The organism is Polaromonas sp. (assembly GCF_039932935.1).
Lineage (GTDB): Bacteria > Pseudomonadota > Gammaproteobacteria > Burkholderiales > Burkholderiaceae_C > Polaromonas.
Genome location: NZ_JBDTPB010000039.1, coordinates 54,081 through 72,805 on the forward strand (window position 1 = coordinate 54,081; position 18,725 = coordinate 72,805).

General features: G+C 54.8%; 19 protein-coding genes and 1 pseudogene. 8 read left to right on the plus strand and 12 right to left on the minus strand.

Annotation, left to right across the window (positions count from 1 at the left end; genetic code table 11):
* Positions 1-40: 40 nt before the first annotated feature.
* Together ABI546_RS06255 and gstA are read right to left on the minus strand one after the other, a co-directional pair.
* The gene (locus ABI546_RS06255; RefSeq protein ID WP_348045171.1) at positions 41-331 is read right to left on the minus strand and encodes an antibiotic biosynthesis monooxygenase; all 291 of its coding nucleotides are present in this window, start codon (positions 329-331) and stop codon (positions 41-43) included.
* 91 nt (positions 332-422) lie between these two features.
* On the minus strand, positions 423-1,031 hold the full coding sequence (gene gstA / locus ABI546_RS06260; RefSeq protein ID WP_348045172.1) for a glutathione transferase GstA: 609 nt from the start codon (positions 1,029-1,031) through the stop codon (positions 423-425).
* 130 nt (positions 1,032-1,161) lie between these two features.
* On the opposite strand from gstA, the gene ABI546_RS06265 reads away from it, so the two are divergent.
* Positions 1,162-2,052, plus strand: a complete 891-nt coding sequence (locus ABI546_RS06265) for a LysR family transcriptional regulator (protein WP_348045174.1) — start codon at positions 1,162-1,164, stop codon at positions 2,050-2,052.
* A 110-nt stretch (positions 2,053-2,162) separates the two neighbouring features.
* On the opposite strand, the gene ABI546_RS06270 is transcribed toward ABI546_RS06265, so the two are convergent.
* The 8 genes from ABI546_RS06270 to ABI546_RS06305 all read right to left on the minus strand — a co-directional run bounded on the left by ABI546_RS06270 (position 2,163) and on the right by ABI546_RS06305 (position 10,754).
* Positions 2,163-3,023, minus strand: a complete 861-nt coding sequence (locus ABI546_RS06270; RefSeq protein WP_348045176.1) for a 3-keto-5-aminohexanoate cleavage protein — start codon at positions 3,021-3,023, stop codon at positions 2,163-2,165.
* A 93-nt stretch (positions 3,024-3,116) separates the two neighbouring features.
* Positions 3,117-4,076, minus strand: coding sequence for a D-glycerate dehydrogenase (locus ABI546_RS06275; protein ID WP_348045178.1), 960 nt, complete (start codon positions 4,074-4,076; stop codon positions 3,117-3,119).
* 128 nt (positions 4,077-4,204) lie between these two features.
* Complete coding sequence (gene leuD / locus ABI546_RS06280) at positions 4,205-4,711, minus strand: 3-isopropylmalate dehydratase small subunit (RefSeq protein WP_348045180.1); 507 nt, start codon at positions 4,709-4,711, stop codon at positions 4,205-4,207.
* On the minus strand, positions 4,708-5,973 hold the full coding sequence (locus tag ABI546_RS06285; RefSeq protein WP_348045182.1) for a 3-isopropylmalate dehydratase large subunit: 1,266 nt from the start codon (positions 5,971-5,973) through the stop codon (positions 4,708-4,710). The genes leuD (ABI546_RS06280) and ABI546_RS06285 overlap by 4 nt, the downstream gene beginning before the upstream one ends.
* Before the next feature lie 64 nt (positions 5,974-6,037).
* The gene (locus ABI546_RS06290; RefSeq protein ID WP_348045184.1) at positions 6,038-7,036 is read right to left on the minus strand and encodes a tripartite tricarboxylate transporter substrate-binding protein; all 999 of its coding nucleotides are present in this window, start codon (positions 7,034-7,036) and stop codon (positions 6,038-6,040) included.
* 33 nt (positions 7,037-7,069) lie between these two features.
* On the minus strand, positions 7,070-8,062 hold the full coding sequence (locus ABI546_RS06295) for an alpha/beta hydrolase (RefSeq protein WP_348045186.1): 993 nt from the start codon (positions 8,060-8,062) through the stop codon (positions 7,070-7,072).
* A 40-nt stretch (positions 8,063-8,102) separates the two neighbouring features.
* Complete coding sequence (locus ABI546_RS06300) at positions 8,103-9,089, minus strand: tripartite tricarboxylate transporter substrate binding protein (protein ID WP_348045188.1); 987 nt, start codon at positions 9,087-9,089, stop codon at positions 8,103-8,105.
* Between the two features lie 834 nt (positions 9,090-9,923).
* Complete coding sequence (locus ABI546_RS06305) at positions 9,924-10,754, minus strand: IclR family transcriptional regulator (RefSeq protein WP_348045190.1); 831 nt, start codon at positions 10,752-10,754, stop codon at positions 9,924-9,926.
* Between the two features lie 168 nt (positions 10,755-10,922).
* On the opposite strand from ABI546_RS06305, the gene ABI546_RS06310 reads away from it, so the two are divergent.
* The 7 genes and pseudogenes from ABI546_RS06310 to ABI546_RS06340 all read left to right on the plus strand — a co-directional run bounded on the left by ABI546_RS06310 (position 10,923) and on the right by ABI546_RS06340 (position 17,362).
* Complete coding sequence (locus ABI546_RS06310; RefSeq protein WP_348045191.1) at positions 10,923-11,774, plus strand: 3-keto-5-aminohexanoate cleavage protein; 852 nt, start codon at positions 10,923-10,925, stop codon at positions 11,772-11,774.
* Positions 11,771-13,183: a 3-isopropylmalate dehydratase large subunit gene (gene leuC / locus ABI546_RS06315; protein WP_348045193.1), complete on the plus strand. Its 1,413-nt coding sequence runs from the start codon at positions 11,771-11,773 to the stop codon at positions 13,181-13,183. The genes ABI546_RS06310 and leuC overlap by 4 nt, the downstream gene beginning before the upstream one ends.
* Before the next feature lie 4 nt (positions 13,184-13,187).
* Positions 13,188-13,808 (plus strand): 3-isopropylmalate dehydratase small subunit, encoded by a 621-nt coding sequence (gene leuD / locus ABI546_RS06320; RefSeq protein WP_348045195.1) that lies wholly within the window; start codon positions 13,188-13,190, stop codon positions 13,806-13,808.
* A gap of 41 nt (positions 13,809-13,849) precedes the next feature.
* Positions 13,850-14,335, plus strand: coding sequence for a tripartite tricarboxylate transporter substrate-binding protein (locus tag ABI546_RS06325; RefSeq protein ID WP_348045197.1), 486 nt, complete (start codon positions 13,850-13,852; stop codon positions 14,333-14,335).
* 46 nt (positions 14,336-14,381) lie between these two features.
* Positions 14,382-15,371: a tripartite tricarboxylate transporter substrate binding protein gene (locus ABI546_RS06330; RefSeq protein WP_348045199.1), complete on the plus strand. Its 990-nt coding sequence runs from the start codon at positions 14,382-14,384 to the stop codon at positions 15,369-15,371.
* Between the two features lie 79 nt (positions 15,372-15,450).
* Positions 15,451-16,569, plus strand: coding sequence for an ABC transporter substrate-binding protein (locus ABI546_RS06335; protein ID WP_348045201.1), 1,119 nt, complete (start codon positions 15,451-15,453; stop codon positions 16,567-16,569).
* Positions 16,570-16,736: 167 nt separating this feature from the next.
* Positions 16,737-17,362 (plus strand): annotated as a pseudogene (locus ABI546_RS06340) (IS6 family transposase).
* An 88-nt stretch (positions 17,363-17,450) separates the two neighbouring features.
* Here ABI546_RS06340 and ABI546_RS06345 read toward each other — a convergent pair.
* Together ABI546_RS06345 and ABI546_RS06350 are read right to left on the minus strand one after the other, a co-directional pair.
* Complete coding sequence (locus tag ABI546_RS06345) at positions 17,451-18,206, minus strand: hypothetical protein (RefSeq protein ID WP_348045203.1); 756 nt, start codon at positions 18,204-18,206, stop codon at positions 17,451-17,453.
* Between the two features lie 9 nt (positions 18,207-18,215).
* Positions 18,216-18,671, minus strand: coding sequence for a zinc ribbon domain-containing protein (locus ABI546_RS06350; protein WP_348045205.1), 456 nt, complete (start codon positions 18,669-18,671; stop codon positions 18,216-18,218).
* Between the last annotated feature and the right edge of the window lie 54 nt (positions 18,672-18,725).

Consider the following 18,725-nt stretch of genomic DNA (forward strand, 5'->3'; position numbering starts at 1 on the left):
CTCTTTAAGAACGAGTGTGGATTGATGCTTTGGTTACCCATCAGGCGAGTTCAGTTTGAAAATACTGAACAACTTCCGTCAGGTCTCTTTCAACATATTCTTTCGTGTGCGGCGATTCAAAGTGCACCCTGAAGGCGGCCTCATCGTCGAAGCGCTCCCAAAGCAAGAAACGCGCGGGCTGATTGGGGTCTTGATGCAGGGTGAAAATGGTGCAGCCGGACTCGGTCAACGTTCTTTGGCACAAGACCGACAGAGCGGCTTTGGCGACATCCGCTTTAGAAGCATCCTTCACTTTCAGTTCCGCAGTGATGTAGTAGCCAGCGTGAAACATATACAAATTCTCCCGACCAAAGGTCGACGATTCAGCTCTAGCCACACCAATCGGCGAGGACAGCGCCGCAAGCCAAAAGTGGGGTACCCAATTACTTGAGCAAGCCTTCGGCCTTCATGGCCTCCTGAACTGCGGGACGGGAGGCCACGCGAGTACGGAAAGCAAGCAGGTTGGTGAATTCACTCAAGTCAAGATTGAAATACTGAGCCCAGTTGGAAACCGTGAACAGATAGGCGTCGGCGACGGTGAACTGATCGCCCAACAGGTACTGTTTTTCGGTCAGCTGCGTGTCGATCCATTTCAGATTGGATTTAAGTTTGACGACTCCCAGAGCCTTGGCTTCTTGCGGCATGGCCGGGTTAGCCAGGAGTGAAAATCCCTTATGTAGTTCGGTCGCGATGAAGTTAAGCATCTCTTGCAGGCGGCAACGCTCCCAAGTGCCGTTCGCAGGGGCCAAGTTTTTGTCTGACACCAGGTCGGCGAGGTATTGCACGATGGCGACCCCTTCAGTCAAGCGTTCGCCATTGGGCAACTCCAGCACCGGCACGGCACCCTTTGCATTGATCGCGTAGTAATCGGCGCCGTCGGGCAATGTGTGCGAAATGACATCGACCTGTATTGCTTCATAAGCCACCCCCCCCTCACGCAACACGATGTGCGGGGAAAGAGAACATGCACCGGGCGCAAAGTAGAGTTTCATATCAAAGCCAATTCAAAAGTTACGTCAATGGAAGTCACGGCAAATCCGTGACTCGGGACTTGAATGTAATTACTGCGCAAATATCAGCAAATACCGGATTCAACATTACTGTCGTGCCAAAATTGCATTAATGGATATTTCTACTCTGGAGCTCTTTGTCGAAGTCGTACGCCACGGTAGCTTTGCGGCCGTGGCGCGTGACCGAAATATTGACCCGTCGTCGGTCTCACGGACGATTTCGGCACTGGAAGACGAGTTAGGTGTGCGGTTGTTTCAGCGCACCACACGCCAATTAGCGCCTACTGAAGCTGGCGCGGTCTACTTTTCTCGTATTGAGGGCTTGATTGAAGGGGTTCAGCAGGCCGCCGCAGAAGCAATTGACTTTTCCACTCAACCCAAAGGCCTATTGCGCGTGACTGCGCCGGTGGCGTTTGGCCTCAAGAGCATCGTTCCCCTACTACCCAGTTTTACCGAGTCCTATCCTGATCTGGTCCTGGATATACAGCTCACCGACAACATAGTGGATTTGCTGGCTGGCCGAATTGACTTGGCCATTCGCGCTGGGCCTATGCTTGACTCCACCCTGGTCGCGCAATCACTTATGCCGATACGCAATGTGGTTTGCGCCAGCCCGGATTACCTCGCCCGCCACGGTCGGCCGAAATCACCAAGCGAACTGGCCCAACACAACTGCATTCTCTTCTCGCAGGCGAGCACATCTGCGCGCTGGCAGTTCAAAGACGCATCAGGAACGGTCACCACAGCCACAGCTCAGGGTCGTACCTTTATCTCCAATGTCAGCGGGCTCCAGGCGTGTGCGGTCGCTGGTATGGGGCTTGCTCTACTGTCCCACTGGCTTATTTCCGACGACGTGCGTGACGGGAAATTGGTTGCACTGTTTCCGGAGCACGAGGTCACCGCGACAGATTTTAAGACGGGCATCTGGCTTGTTTTCCCCTCACGAACATACGTCTCACTCAAGGTCCGAGTGTTCATTGATGTCCTCAGGATGAGCTTGTAGAAATACCGCATATAGAACATTCATGAGAAAGTAATGCAGACAAAAAACCTAAAAAACAAGCTCTCTAGACACGCTCAACGTCATCACCACCTTCTAACTCCTTGCTCAATTTAAACAGCGGTTACCAACATTTGAGAGTCTGACATCGGAGCAGGAAGGCCAAGTGCTAACCGAGCGTCCTTGGCCGTTGCAATCGGTCGGCCCCAAATTTGCGCTGTCTCAACCCATTGAGTCACCAGTTCTGCGTTGCTCTTTGCAAGCACGCCAGGCCGGATGTAAACGCAGTCCTCCATACCCGTTCTGATATGGCCCCCAAGTGAAAAAGCGCCAAGCATTAAACGGCGATGAGACTCAAAAGAGGCTGTCTGGCAAGCGATCGACCAGTGAGCCCCATTGGGTAGCCGCTTTAGCACGATGTTTACTGCTTCAATATCGTCGGGTAACGCTCCCGGAACCCCAGTCACTATGGTTACGAGCGGCTTCGCAGGTAAAAGGGTTTTATCCGCTAACCATTGAAGCCCCTGTATCTGCCCCAAATCAAACAATTCAAATTCCGGAGTTACTCCTGCTGCGTTCATACGTGTTGCCATCTCGCGCCTAAATTCCGGCGAGTTGTCGTACAGACGCGTGCCAATATTGAAAGACCCGCCGCCCAACGACACAATATCTGCTCCTGTATTGATGACGCTGAGTCGTTCTTCGTGGTTAGATCTGCCTCCGTTATCTCCGGCACTGAAGTTAATGATGGCTTCGCAGCCGAGGTCCTTGATTCTTGCGAGTAGATCTGCATATACATGCGGTGCGTTGGTCGGAGTCCCATCCTCCAATCGAGCGTGACAGTGAACCATAGCAGCGCCAGCCTGCCACGCATGAAGCGCCGCGTAAGCAATTTCTTTTGGCGTCCTTGGGTGGTGGGGTGATTTTGCCGGACCACCCCCAGTAATAGCGGCACAAATAACTAGTGATTCCATGTTTGTCTTGACTCTTAAATTTTGTTCGGATCTGCCGCGCTATTCCAAGCGCTGCAGTTCGTGAGCTTTAGTCAACATACGCCCGCATGCTATTCACGCGGCATGGTTGCAGTGATTGTTCGAAAAGAATGTATCCAAATTGTCGATTGCCCGCATGCCCATGGCTTGTCTGGTTTCAATAGTTGCGCTCCCGAGATGGGGCAGCAAGAAAGTGTTGGGAAGTAATCGGTATCCTGGATGGATCGCTGGCTCTCCGTTGTATACATCTAGCCCCGCAGCACCAACAGATCCAGTCTCTAACGCGTTGATGAGGGCAGCATCATCAATCAGGTCACCTCGCGCGGTATTGACCACAATCGCGCCACGTGGCAACTTGGCAATTCGATCCGTGCTTAACAATCCAATCGTGGATGGAGTGCTGGGACAATGAAGACTTAGGACTTCGGAGTTTTCCAGCATTTCATCCAGATCCGCAAAGTATCTGGCGCCCAATTGTTCTGCAGCCGATGAGGAACGTCGAGAGTGGTAGAGAATCTCCAGCCCCAGGCCCTTGGCTATTCGCGCGGTCGCCTCGCCAATGCGGCCAAACCCCACTATTCCCAATCTCTTGCCACTCAATTGGCGGCCCAGCATGTACGTTGGACTCCAGCCGGGCCAATTGCCACTTCTCATCACTAGCTCCCCCTCGCTTGCTCGCCTCGCAGCACCCAACATGAGCAAGATAGCCACTTCCGCAGTCGCCGCCGTTAGCACGTCAGGTACGTTTGTTACAACGATTCCTCGTTCTCTAGCGGCCTTCATATCGATGTGATCACATCCCGCAGAAAACGTAGAGATGATTTTCACGCTCCTGGGCAGCTTCTGTATTAGTTCAGTGTCAAAACGATCAGTAATCGTGATCAGCAGCGCGTCCGCGCCCACGGCACTTTCAAGAAGGGACTCCCGACTCAACTGAAGGTCATCAGGATTAAGCCTCGGCACGTAGTCAGCGATTAACCGACTTTCCACCACAGGTGGAAGCTTTCTCGTCACCACCACAATTGGGCGCTTCATAAATTTCCATTTTATTTTCTACGTCCATTCATAGACGTTCTGACACATACATCACCAGCGAGCTTGTCGTGTTTAGGTAGCCTGCGTGCAATTCAGTGATCGTCTTTCGCCGACAATGCTTCGACATTTCATGAAGAAACGGACTCAGCCGCTCTAATACGTTGCCGCATGAAAGGCACAAGACCACCGAGCGCGAGGATTTCCATGACATCCTGCGAAAGGCGCGGCAATTCAATCCCCCAATCTTCTATCTGCATGTAGTTGCGTTCCAAGTCAACTGCTACCGTTTGACCTTCCTCAACTAGCATCGAGATGCCCGGGCATTCAACTACCGGTAGCCCAATATTGATAGCGCTACGAAAAAATATTCGCCCGAAGCTGCTTGCAACAATGCAACTTACGCCCGTAGCAGCTATCGCAATAGGGGCGTGTTCACGAGAACTTCCGCATCCGAAGTTTTCTCCGGCAATGAGGATGTCTCCACGGGTGACAGTCGACGCAAAGCCCCGCCTATAGTCAGCGAAACAGGCAACCGCGAGTTTGGCATGGTCGCTTTCCGACAGAAAGCGACCTGGAACAATCGCGTCGGTATCAATGTGATCTCCAAAGCGGTGAACTTTCCCCATAAATTTCATTGCATTACCTCACTTGGATCACAGATAACACCGGCAACAGCGGTAGCTGCAGCGACATAAGGGCTGGCGAGGTAAATCTGAGCATCCTTGTGTCCCATCCGGCCGCGAAAATTTCGGTTGTGCGTTGCCACGCAGATGTCATCGGCACCGAGAACTCCCATGTGAATTCCTCCGCAGGGTCCGCAGCCGGATGAGTTAATGGTTGCGCCGGCATCCAGAAAAACCTCCAGCAAACCCGTCTTAAGCGCCGCTCGATAAACGATGTCTGTGGCGGGGGTGATCATGAGGCGCACGCCATTTGCGATTTTTCTCCCTCGTATGATTTCAGCCGCTTGCTGTAAATCGATCAAACGGCCGTTTGTACAAGTACCAATATTTACTTGAGTCACTTTTGTCACCTTGAGCTCGGCAACCGGCCTGACGTTACTTGGGGAATGAGGACATGCGACCAATGGGCGCAACGTGTCAGCATCGATGGAAAAGTCTTCGACGAACTGCGCGCCTTCGTCACTTGCTATAGGCAAGTAAGGGAACGCGCCAACCCGCTCGAGGTAGGCATCCGTAACTTTATCGGGGGCCATAACCGCCGTTTTTGCACCCATTTCTATGGCCATATTCGTGATGGTGAAGCGCTCGTCAATTGTCAAATCAGCAAGTGCAGGTCCATCAAACTCAATGCTTCGGTACTTCGCTCCATCAACCCCAAGGAGGCGTAGGGTTTCAAGCACCAAGTCTTTGCTGGTGACGTATGGAGCAAGTTTCCCTAGGTACCGAACGCGCATTGATTCGGGAACTCTTAACCACGTCTCGCCAAATGCAAAGATGTACGCCATATCCGTGGACCCCATTGGAATTGACAAACAACCCAGTGCGCCTACTGTGCAGGCATGGGAGTCCGCGTTGCAGATTAGCATTCCAGGTCGAGCCAATCCAAGTTCCTGGATTAGCGCGTGATCCATGCCCTCGCCCCCACTACCGTAGAAGCGTTGAATTCCTTGTTGCGTACAAAAGTTGCGAAGTTTGGCAACTTCCATGGCCACGACTGGATCTTTGGCTGGCAAATGCCTGCCTGCAACGATGCATATCTTGTCCGGATTGAATACGCCACTCACACCCGCAGCTTTCATTTGGCTCAGTGCCATCGGTGCGGTGATGTCATTGGCAAGTGCGAGATCAACTTTGGCAGTGATGATTTCGCCTGGCTGCACTGATTCCAGGCCCGAAGCTCGGGCGAGAATTTTTTGCGCAATTGTCTGGTTCATAAGTGACCTAAAAGTTGGAGACTCAACACAATTGCTGTTGAAGAATTTATATTCTTAGGACGGGCTACGCCTCAGGCTTAATATTGGCGACCTTGGCTAATTTCTGCCATTTTTCTGTTTCTCCCTGGATCCAGTCTGCGAACTCTTTTCCATTGCGTGGGGTAATTTCATACCCCATATCTCTCAGGCGAGCTGTCACATCGCCTGATTTCAAAATTTCCATGAAGCCCTCTGCGAGTCGAGTCATAGCCGCAGTCGGCGTCGCCTTAGGAACTACGATGCCGTGCCACGAAACTGCGACCATGCCGTTCAAGCCCGCCTCGATGCATGTAGGCACAGCGGGAAGTGCTTGGGAACGCTTCAAATTTGCGACACCTAATGCTCGAACCTTCCCCGATTTAATATAGGAGAGAGCAGTTGGGACTGTGACAAATGCCATCTGCGTCTCACCACTAAGCACACTCGCAAGAGCTGGCGTCCCCCCCCGATATGGGACGTGGGTAATAAACGTTTTTGACAAATTCTTGAACAGCTCACCTGAAACGTGCGCGATATTGCCATTCCCGGCTGACGCATAGTTGAGAGCGCCTGGCTTGGCTTTTGCCAGCGCTACGAGTTCCTTGAGTGTTGTTGCCGGAGAGTTCTCTTGCACAACAAGTACCATTGGAATTGTTGTAAGTCCGACTATTGGCGACAAAAGGCGTTTCATCGCCACAGCTTTTGGCTCACCTATTCCTGGAGCGATCGCCAATTGAGCATCATCGGACAAGAAGAAGGTATGGCCATCTGCGATCGAATTGGCGGTGACCTCAGCAGCCAACAGTCCTCCGGCGCCTGGTTTGTTGTCGACAATAGTGGTCTGACCGAATCGCTCGTTTGACTTGTTTGCAAGTAGCCTGGCTAACGTGTCTGCAGCGCCGCCAGGAGCGTAGCCCACGATCATTCTGAGTGGCTTGCTCGGAAAAACCGTATCGAGCGGTTGCCCCATTGCCGATACACCAAGGCATGATGAAACGGCAGCGACGAAGCTGCGACGACTTATCGCGGATTGATTTATGTTCATGTTGATGTCTCCAATAGTTAAGATTTCACTATGTCAATTCCGGCCACGCTCAGATGGAAACGGGACATTTTCCGTGCAGGCGTCATGCACCGCTATAACCTCTTTAAGATCATTTATCGCATCTCGTACGTGTCGATAAGCGGCATCACTCACTCCGAGAAAACGCGCAAATCCGTGATTCATATCCATCGCCTGGCGTAACGTCACGGTACCGCCCGCTTTCTTTAGTGCAGCGGCATAAACCGGCGCGTCATCAAAAAGTGGATCGTGCCAGGCTGAAACAATGACTGCGGGCGGTGGTTTGTGCAGCCACTTTTGCCATGTCAAATCTATCAGGGGGTTGGTGGTGTCCAACCTGTCCACAGGCATCTTGCAGCCAAGGTACTGCTCCCAAAACCAACGCATCGCAGCTGTAGTCAAGCTTGATGTTCCCCCCATATATCGATGGCTATTTGTATCGAACTTTGGCGAAATCACCGGATACAGCAAAAACATTCCGTCTATGTTGGTGTGAGTCTGGTTTGCAATGCTCGCTGCGATATGCGCCCCCGCACTGTCACCGCCCAGCACAATGCGGGGGTCGCGGCGCTGTCGTCGTTCGCTCACATAGTTAAGAACTGATATGCCTTGCTGGCATGCTGTAGGCTGCCGCGACTCTGGAGATAGTGCATAGTCGACGCTAAATATTTCGCAACCGGCAATATCGACCACATGGCGCAAAAGTTGATCATGCGTGCCGAGATCCCCAGCAACCCATCCGCCCCCATGGAAATAGATCATGCTGAAACATGGTTCGGTGCCGCCAATGTAGTAGTGCCGAGATCGAACTGACCCGTCTCCGGTAGGTATCTCACCATCTAACGACGTTACTTGTCGTATAGGTTTTTGAGAAGCACTGGCCTCCAAATAAATGGCCCCAACTTTAAGACGGTGACGCCTTCCTTCGATTGTCAGAAGTCGTTCATCGTTTGAACCGAGTGCGGCTAGTTTTTCGAGATGATGATTTATCGCCTCGTCGAGTTTCATCGCAGTTGCATTTGTAGCCATCGCGGTACTGCCTCTACTGCTAGCCGTCCACTGTGATCTTTGCTGCTTTGATCACTTTGGCATAGCGCTCAAGGTCGTTGTGAATTTGCGCTGCAAATTCCCGAGATGAGTTTCCGACTGGATCAAGCCCGAGTTTCAAGAATCTTTCACGAATGTCTTGCTTAGACAGAGCAAGAACAAATTCTCGGTGGAGTCTTGCGATCACATCGGCTGGAGTCTTCGAAGGCGCCAGCATACCCACCCAGGAACTAATGAGAAACCCTGGAAGTCCGGACTCCTGAAAAGTAGGTACTCCGGGAAGACCTTTTGAACGCTTCTCGTTGGCGATCCCGAGAGCGACAAGTTTTCCGCTGTTGATATATGGAATCGCGGTTGCCTCCGCTGTAATAGTGAGCGGTACCTGACCAGCTATCACATCGACTATTGCCTGACCACCACCTTTGTAGGGCACATGCACAAGATCCAGATTTGTTCGCTGAGCAAGCAATGCGCCGGCAATATGCGGCGTGCTTCCAACACCACTTGTCGCATAAGAAAGTGCTTGTTTGGGATTTGCTTTTGCGTAGGCGATCAGCTCTTTAAGGTTCTTGGCAGGGACGCTTGGGTTGGCGACAAGAAGCAATGGAACATCGGCCAGTTTGATAATTGGCGAGAAGTCTCTAAGGGTGTCGAATCCGGGATTTGGATAAATCGATGGATTGATAACAAGGGTGCCGTCAAAGCCGACGAGTAGCGTGCTGCCGTCCGGATTTGCCTTGGCCACATACGCTGCGCCGATGTTTCCAGCCGCTCCTGGCTTGTTGTCCACAACAACCGATTGTTGAAGTCCCTCCGCTAGCTTGTTCGAGAGCATTCTTGCAACGATATCGATCAGACCAGAAGGCGGTGCCGGTGTAATCAAACGGACTGGTTGGCTAGGAAATTGCCCCGCCCAAAGACCAGTGGAAAGCATGGCGGCGAAGGCCGCGAGAAATGAACGCCGTTGTCGTATTTCCTGAATCATCATGTTTCATCCCCAGTGTTAGTTGGTGAACCGTCCCCTGTCCGAGAGTGGCCGTGCAAAAACTCTTGTTTTTCGGCTTCTTAAATTCCGATTAATGGAATTTAATTTCGTTTAACAGTATTCTAGGCCTCTTGCTTTGGTTTTGCAACTCGAAATCAAGGCGGTTTGAAAGTCAGACATTAAGGCGGGCGAAAACACGACTCACGCAATGCGATACGTGCACGTAGCGCATTGCGGCTGTCGCTGTTCGTATTTGAGTTCGCGGGCCGGTTGCCTCGCGCAGAGCGACCGTATCGCTCGTTCGGTTGGCCGCCAGAAGTTCCTTGCATCAATCCCTGGCGAGTTTGGTAGGGAGTTTTTTGACTTTGTTGTCAGTACTTGCTGCTAATAAAAGGCGGCCGACGAGTGCCGCGTCATACGACGCCATTAGCGGTACTGAACTAGTTCATGCCACTCGTTGAGCGACTCGCGCACGATATTTCTAGGAGCATGATTCGAGAAATTGACACCGTGCAAAAGCAATTGAGTAGACAAAGGTGGCATCAACGCGGCGGTTGACCTCAATGGACTTGGCCCGCTTTCGTAGACATATTTCAGCTTTGCACTGCCAAGTTGCTCGAGCGTCGCTATCTGTCAAAACCGGTCTATCGCTGGCATGTCTTTAAAGCCTGCTTGTGGTCGGGTGCCGACATCGAGCTTTGTACTCCGAGCGATGCTAACCACGAAAGCAGCACCAGCGGCAGTGGTCAACGATCCCCGGCAAACGTGTCAACGATTGCCCGCGCACGAAGATGCTGAAGTTACTTGGTTTTCCGGGATTAAAGAATGAGGAAAGATTCAGCGCCGCTCTTTGTCGGTTGAATTGAGAGAGCGCGCCTCTGACCCCAACGCGCGCGACAACTGATTTGCGTGGCTCATCGCGCTTTGGGCTAACAACTCAAGCTTCTCCTCCTGGAAGCGTTGCGCAGGGATCGTGAAGCCCAAAGCGCCAAAAATACGCTGATTTTCGTCAAACACTGGAGCCAGAATGCCGACTGCACCGGGAATACGCTGCCCATGCGAGAAAGCGTAGCCCCTTTCGCGAATCAACCGAAGTTCTTCATGCAGCTGAATCACGTCTGGCAGCGCGCCGCCTGGAGAGAAATTCCTCTCGTTGTCCAGCGCCGCCTGCAGGCGATCGGCCGGCACATGGGCCAGGATGGCGCGCCCGCTGGAGCCCCACAATAGCGACATAGGATGATTGAACTGGATGCGGTAGTCCAGCGAGTGCGACGAGTCCACTCGGCTTTCATACATCACCGCGGGCTGCGCAGGCAGATAAAGGGCGAAATAGCAGCTTTCATCCGCTTCGCGCGCTGCGTCGGCCAAGACAGGACGCACCAGTTGAACCAATGGCACGTTCACGCGCACCAACGAGCTGATGCGGTAAAGCTCCGTTCCCACGCAATAACTGCGTTGTGATTTCTCATGGGCCACCAGGCCCTGCTGCGCCAACAGGTCCAGCAACCGGTGCACGGTGGGCGCAGGTAAGTTGGACGCGTTGGCTATGTCGGTCAGCGTGAAGGCCCCTTGTCGCTCGGCGATCAATCGCAACAACATGGCTACGCGTGCGACTGTGCCGGTATCGGCGGCAACTTTGGGGGCGATTGAAGAAGCTTCTTTTTTCAATTTGTGGGCCGCAAACAAAGGAAGCCTCGATTATTGGCCACCAAACATCCGCTCAGCGGAAAAATATTACGCTACAGCCCTGGGTTAATACGGGTACGCGCCTTTGTTTTGATCCCTATAATTTCTTTTGGTGGAATATTTATCCATTAAACGGAATACACACAGCAAATGGAACCTCTTGTCATCTGTGCGGCCCTTACCGGTGGTGGCCCACCCCACGCCAACACGCCGCACCACCCAGTGACCCCACAGGCCATTGCCGACGAGGCACTCGCCGCGTGGCGCGCTGGCGCAGCCATCGTGCACTGCCACGCGCGACTGGAAGACGGCACGGCCACCAACGATCCGGCCGTGTACCGCGACCTGTTCGCACGAATACGCGACACCGGCTGCGAGGCCATCATCAACTTCAGCGCGGGCGACAACGGCGGGCGCTCCAGCCATGTACAACGCTTGAGCGTGATCGACACCGGCGCCGAGATAGTGTCTCTAGGGGGAGGATCGTTCAACATCGGCGCGCGCACTTATGACAACTCACCGGCGTTTCGCCTGGAGATGGCAACCCGCATGCGCGCGTGCGGCGTGACGCCCGAGTTTGAGCTGTTCGATATGGGTCAGGTTGACGGCCTGCGATGGATCAGGGATCACGGTCTGATGCCAGCAAAGCCGATGGTCACGCTGGCAGTAGGTATTCCTGGCGCACTGCCAGCCAACCTGGATGTGTTGCAAACAGTCCTCAAGCTACTGCCCCCCGAGGCGCATTGGGCCATGTCGTGCCAGACACGTGACTTCGCTATCTTTCAGCGCTTCATGCTTGTGGCTTTTGCGCTGGGCGGCCATATCCGCACCGGCATGGAAGACTTCGTTTTTGTGCGCCCCGGCGTGCTGGCCAAAAGCAATGCCGAGATGGTGACTCAGTGGGTGGACATGGCTGCAATCTGGGGCCGGCCCGTGGCCAGTGCGCAGCAGGCGCGAGAACAGTTGGGTATTGGCAGTTTCAAACAGGTTGTTGTCGCATGACACAACCCCGCACGCTCTTCGACAAGCTCTGGGACGCGCACATCGTCGCCGAACTTGCGCCGGGCACGGCGCTGCTGCATGTGGACAGGCACTTCATACACGACCTGCAAAGCTCAGTGTTCGCAAGCCTTGCCGACCGCAAGCTCGCGGTGCGCAGCCCTGAACTCACCGTGTGCGTGGCTGACCACGGCGTGTCGTCACTGCCCACGCGCACTGGCGGGGAGTTGCCCGCGATGAGCCGGCACCTGATACGTATGCGCGAAGGCAGCCGAGCAGGTGGCATCGCGTTCATCGACGCCAACGACCACGAGCAGGGCATTATCCACGTCATCGGTCCAGAATTGGGCCTCACGCTGCCGGGCATGTTGATTGCCTGCGGCGACAGCCACACCAGCACACATGGCGCTTTCGGCGCGTTGGCCTTGGGCATTGGTACTACAGAGATCGTGCACGTTCTGGCCACGCAGACGGTGTGCGTGCGCAAGCCGCACAGCTTACGCATCACCCTTGTGGGTGAGCTTCAGGCGGGCGTGGAATCAAAGGATGTGATCCTCGCGCTGGTACATCGGGTGGGTACCGCAGGCGCCACAGGCCACGCCATCGAATACGCGGGAAGCGCCGTACGTGCAATGGACATGGAAGCACGCATGACACTGTGTAACCTGTCGATCGAGATGGGAGCGAATTTCGGCATGATAGCGCCAGACGAGACCACCTTTGCATTTCTCAAGCGCACGCCCAATGCATCGCGCGTCGAATGGTGGGAGCAAGCGATCGAGGAATGGCACGGCCTTGTGACCGATGACGATGCCGTGTTTGACCGCGAGGTGACGCTAGATGCATCCACGGTTCAGCCGCAGATCAGTTGGGGCACCAGCCCCGAGCAGACCATGGGCCTTGACGACCTGCTCCCACAGCCAGAACTGATGGCTTCCGCCCAGCGGGAGGCAATGAGCGCGGCACTCAACTACATGGGGCTCGCGGCGGGCGCGCCGTTGGCAGGCACACCAGTAGACCATGTCTTCATCGGCTCCTGCGCCAACGGGCGACTATCGGACTTGCGCCGCGCAGCAAACGTGGTGCGCGACCGGCAGATTGCAAGGGGCACAGCGGCCTGGGTGGTTCCCGGTTCGCAGGCCGTCAGGCGCGCGGCTGAGGCCGAAGGACTGGATGCCGTGTTCCGCGCAGCCGGTTTTGAGTGGCGCGCGCCGGGCTGCTCGATGTGCGTGGGCGTCAACGGCGACATCCTACAGCCTGGCCAGCGCTGTGTGTCCACGTCCAACCGCAATTTCGTGGGCCGGCAAGGTCCCGGTGTGCGCACTCATCTGGCGGGCGCGCGCGTGGCTGCAGCCACGGCCTTGCTGGGCCACATACCCGGCACCAGCGAATTGCTCAAGATGGAGCTGTAAGCAAATGGACAAATTCATTAGCCATCAGGGCCAAGCTATTCCGCTGCGCAGAGCCAATGTGGACACCGACGTGATCATCCGCATGGATCGCTGCGCTACATTCCCGCGTAATCAGCTTGGACCGTGGGCCTTCGAGTCGCTGCGCATTGCGCCGGATGGCACGCTCGACCCAGCCTGCGTCTTCAACAACCATGCCTTCCAACACGCAAGCATCCTCGTGGCCAGCGACAATTTTGGGTGTGGCAGTTCGCGTGAAATGGCAGTGTGGGCGCTGGCCGGCATGGGCTTGCGCTGCGTAATTGCACCGGGCTTTGGCGATATTTTTTACGCCAATTGCTTTCAAAATAGCCTACTTCCCGTGCGCCTGCCCGCCGCCACAGTAGACGCCTTGCTGACGCAAGCAACTGATGGCTCGCTCACGCTCGAAGTCAATCTGCTCACGCAGACCATCACTGGCGCAACAGATGGAACGATCACATTCGACATTGAGCCATTGCGCAAGTCCATGCTACTGGAGGGCCTGGACGAAATCAGCATCACGCTCACACACAGCGCCGCCATCACACAGTGGCAAGAGCGCGACCGCACGGCGCGGCCGTGGGTGTATGCGGCCTTGAACATCTGAACGCGCAACAAAGCATGCTCCCCGGATACACCATGAGACCTTTGAAGCGCACCGTCATCGCGACCTTCGCAGTTGCTGCAGCGATTCTCAGCCTTTATGCGAGCTCGGCCCTGGCTCGGGTCATTCTTAACAAGCTGGTGCGCATCGTCATTCCACTCCCAACCGGCGGCGCGGTGGACATTCTGGCGCGCTCCGTCGGACAAAAATTGTCTGCATCCCTGGGTCAACCGGTGCTGATCGACAACCGCGCCGGTACCAATGTCGACATCGGCACGGAGCTTGTCGCCAGGGCCACCCCCGATGGCTACACCATGCTGATGGTGTCCACGTCTTTCTTGACAAACCATCTTCGCAACCGTGGAAAACCCGCAATTGTTCTCCACACCATATACAAGAGTACGTCAGACATCCTGCACTCCAGCGACTTTCGTGCTGGCTTGCAGCGCATGAGTGCAGAGCATTTTTGCAAAACCCGACGGAGTTCGTGGCATTCAAAGCGCACGAAACGCCAAAGTATGAACGTGTGACGAAAAACTTTGACGTCAAACTTGACTGAATCAAAAGGAGAATGCCATGAACCTCATCAACCTACTTCGCAGAACTCTGGTTTGCACATGCGTGGCGCTTACGGCGCTGCATGCCACGCCAACGTTGGCGCAATCGACATTCCCCAACAAGCCAGTGCGCCTAGTCGTACCCTTTGCTACCGGCGGCGCGAGTGATACCTTCGCACGCCTCGTGGGCCAGGTGCTCAGCGAACGTTTAGGCCAGCCCTTCGTGGTCGAGAATCGCACAGGCGCAGGCGGCACAGTGGGGGCCAACCTCGTGGCCAAGGCCCCGGCCGACGGCTACACCTTGTTTGTGGGCGACATCGGCACACATGGAATCGCTTCGTCGCTGTATACAAAGCTCGGCTATGACCCAATAAAGGACTTTGTGCCTATCAGCTATAGCGTGTCGTCGCCATTGGTCCTGGTGGTCACGCCCTCGCTGCAGGCCAAAGACGTGCGTAGCTTCATCGCTGACGCGAGGGCACGTCCGGGCAAGCTGGACTACGCGTCCAGCGGCAGAGGCGGCATATCGCACCTGGCGGTGGAAATGCTCAAGGCGCAAACCGGCATCTATATGGTCCACGTTCCGTACAAAGGCGGCGCGCCCGCGCTAACGGACTTGATGGGTGGGCAGGTGCAGATGATGATGCCCAGCGTTTCCACATCTCTCCAGCACATCCGGTCAGGCCGGCTGCGTGCGCTGGGCGTGGCATCGACCAAACGCTCTTCCGTATTGCCTGATATACCGACGCTGCGCGAGAGCGGACTACCCGACTATGTGGTGGAACCCTGGATTGGAATCATGGCACCGGCGGGAACTTCGAAGGCAGTGACGGACTTGCTGCAGCGCGAATTTTCTGCGGTACTGGCACTGCCTGCAGTGCGGGAGAAGCTCATGGTGCAAGGTTTTGAGGTGGTTGGCGGCAATGGGGATGAACTGGCGCGAGTAATCAAAAATGACGTCGCACGGTGGGCAACTATCGTGAAGCAGTCGGGGGCGCAAGTGGAGTAGCCAACACAACGTTGTCCTGAAACTGGAGGAAAACATTGCCGAGCCGGTTCAGTTCATTCAACTATATAGGAAGGCCTTTATGCGAAACAAATTCCGCTTACTCCTCATCGTTGCCCTGCTAGGTACACCGCTAACACACGCTATGCAGGTTGTGGTCGGGCAGGTCGGTCCGATGTCCGGCTTGGACGCAAATCAAGGTCGGGCCTATGCGGTGGGCATGCAGTTGATGTTTAACAATATCAACAAGGCCGGCGGCATCAACGGTCACACCTTCACCCTGGTTCGAAAAGATGACGGTGGACGGGCGGAAAATACTGTTAGTGCCACAAAGCAGTTGTTGGTTGAAGAGAAACCATTGGTTCTGGCTGGATTTTTTGGCAACCGCAACATCACAGAGTTGGTAAATTCAGGCGCACTCGAAGCAAACTCCATCGCCATAGTAGGCTACCGCACGACAGAGATGCGTCCTGAGACTCCGTTGCTATACAATGTACGTGCCAGCTTACGCGACGAGATCAATAAACTTACTGAACATCTTGCCACCATCGGTATCAACCGCATTGGTCTTTTCTACGAAGACGGCCCGGGTGCGGCCTCGCTACTTGCTGCCACCGAGGAAGCAATTAAGAAGACTCGCGCCAATATTGTTTCTAAGGCATCCTATCCAGCTGGAACAGCCCGCGTTACCTCGGCTGTTGAGCTATTTGTCAAAACCACACCGCAGGCCATCATCATGGTCGCCAGCGGTGCCACTGCAGCAGCCTTTATAGAACAGTTCAGGGCGGCAGGTGGTGCATCACAGTTGCTTTCGTACTCAGGGGCGGACGTCGAGCAATTGTCAAAGCGACTTATCGAGGAGCAATTGCAGGGGGTAGCTATCGCACAAGTTGTGCCCAATCCGTACAAGATTTCAGGACGTTTGACCAAGGAGTTCAGCGATACCATCGCTAAAACTCAGAGTTTAGAAGTCCCGGTAAGCTACACCATGATGGAAGGCTATATCGCAGCCAAGGTCATCGTGGAAGCCGTACGCCGACAAGGAAAGAGCCCCAGTCGCGCCGGCATGGTGACAGCGCTGGATGGCATGGACAGCTATGACCTCGGCGGCTACTTGGTGAGCTTCAAGCCAGGAGTGCGCTCGGGCGCTAAGTTTGTCGAGCTGTCCATCATCAGCGGCACCGGGAAGATACGTCAGTAAATTGAAGAGGCCCGAACGTTGAGCGGCAATGCCACTCCGCAAACTGCCACACCGGTTCTGTCGCACTAAGCAAGGGCTGGTAAGGTCAGCCTATGAAGTTTGACCGCATGAAGATGATCGAGGCGCTGAGCCGCTTGGTTCAGCGGTTGGACTAACCGCTGGAGGTGATGCTGGTGTGCGTTCGGTGGCACGCCGCTTATCCACTGAGTTTTCGCCAAATCGAGGAGATGATGGCCGAGCGCGCAGTTTTCGTCGATCACTCCACGCTGCTTCACTGGTCCATCAAGATGTTGCCAGTCCTGGCAACTGTGTTCCGCCAGCGCCAGCGCCCCGTCGAAAAGAGCTGGCGGATGGACGAGACCTACGTCAAGGTCGGCGGCCAGTGGAAGTACCTGTACCGCTCGGTCGACAAGGGCGGCGACACCGTCGACTTCCTTCTGCGGGCCAAGCGCGATCATGCCGCGGCCCGGGCATTCTTTGAACTGCACGGTGTGCCTGAAAAATCACCATCGACAAGAGCGGTGCGAACACAGCGGCCATTGTGAGCATTCAGGCCGACAGCGGCTTGCCCATCGCGATGCGCCAATCAAAGTACCTCAACAACATCGTTGAGCAAGACCACCGCGCCGTCAAACGAATCACTCAACCGATGCTCGGGGTCAAGACCTTTCGCTGTACCGGATTCCTGCTCGCCAGCATCGAAGTCATGCACATGATCCGCAAAGGCCAGCTCAGCGACATTAAAGACCAAGCCTCGTCACCAGCCAATCAGTCCCACTCCCTGGCCTTCTGATAAGCATCGGCCTCACGGCCGTACTTGGCCTCATCGCGTTACCGCGACAGAGCCCGCTAAAGCAGGCGGGACTTTCTTCTGCTCAGCTTCAGTTGATCTGAAGCTTCTGCGTGCCACCGCAAAGTGGATGGCGCATCGACTCGTCACGATAAAGGGCCAAATTTGGATTCCCGGTCGATGACATCTGAAAATACACATTTGAGCCTGCAAAGGACTGGCTTGCCAAAGTGATGTACACATGCCTTTTCCCATCGAGCCATTTTTGATAACTCGTCTCAACTTGGCCATTGATTTGACTCAACTGCGCTGCCGTGAGATTTTGGGGGAAATACCGGTTGATTTCAAAAACCTTCCAGCTCTGCGAGGAGCCGTCTGCTGAGGCAAACAGTCCGATGGCAACCGCCGTTGGGAACCCACCCTGCGGGGTATATCGGCCTTCAAGCGGGTAGGGACGACATCCGGCCTCCATCTTCGACAGCAGCGGCAGGGAGGTGCTATCAAAATGACCGCTCCTGTAGTCTGCCGGCAAATAGGCAGAGACGGCGCGGATGACTGAAGCAGGCCCTTTGTAATTCTTGAGCATCTCGGCCAACTCGGAGCTGCTCGTTCTGCGGGACGCAATAAAGTCCCCGCTGGCCGAGCTGAACGCTCGGGGGAATTCACGAGCTTTTTCCCAATTGATTTTTTGCAGTTCCTGCATCCCGTCACCCAGGCATATTTCTTTCACGCAAGGCATGTCGTTCTTCTCCAGATTTTGGGGGAAGGATGGGCCAGAACCAACAAGGACCAGTCCAAGCAGAAGCGTTTGGGCAAATGGTTTAAGAAACTTTGAGATGGATTTCATGCTTTCCCCCTACAAGGCCGAATTCACGGACAGCTTGAGCAGCAAAATGCCCATCTGAATCGGCCACAGCAGGAACATCCAGATCTTGGCACTGAACACATTAGCGATGGTGTTGTGGACCGGGTGAAACTCGATCAGCCCTCGCATCACAAAGCGGGTCATCACAAACCCCGAGACCAGGTAGATCAGCGCGCTGATCGCACCCAGAGGCAGCACCAGCGTTCCAATCCACAGTAGCAACGCCACGATGTAGATCATCCAGGCCATGCCCAGGTCCATGGAAGACGACTCAGCCGGAGGCGCCTCCACCGACAAACTCTGATCATTCAAAACCAGTGGCTGTACAGCTGATTGCGGCATGGCACTCATGTCAAAACCGCAGCCCCCGCAGAACCTGGCTTGGAGCCGTGCCACGGCACCGCACTGGTCGCAGTATTTCGTCATTTCTTGAACTGTCTGTTCCATCTTGTTCTCTCTGAGTAAATTAACATTGCAAATGTACGAATCCGTGTGTGTATG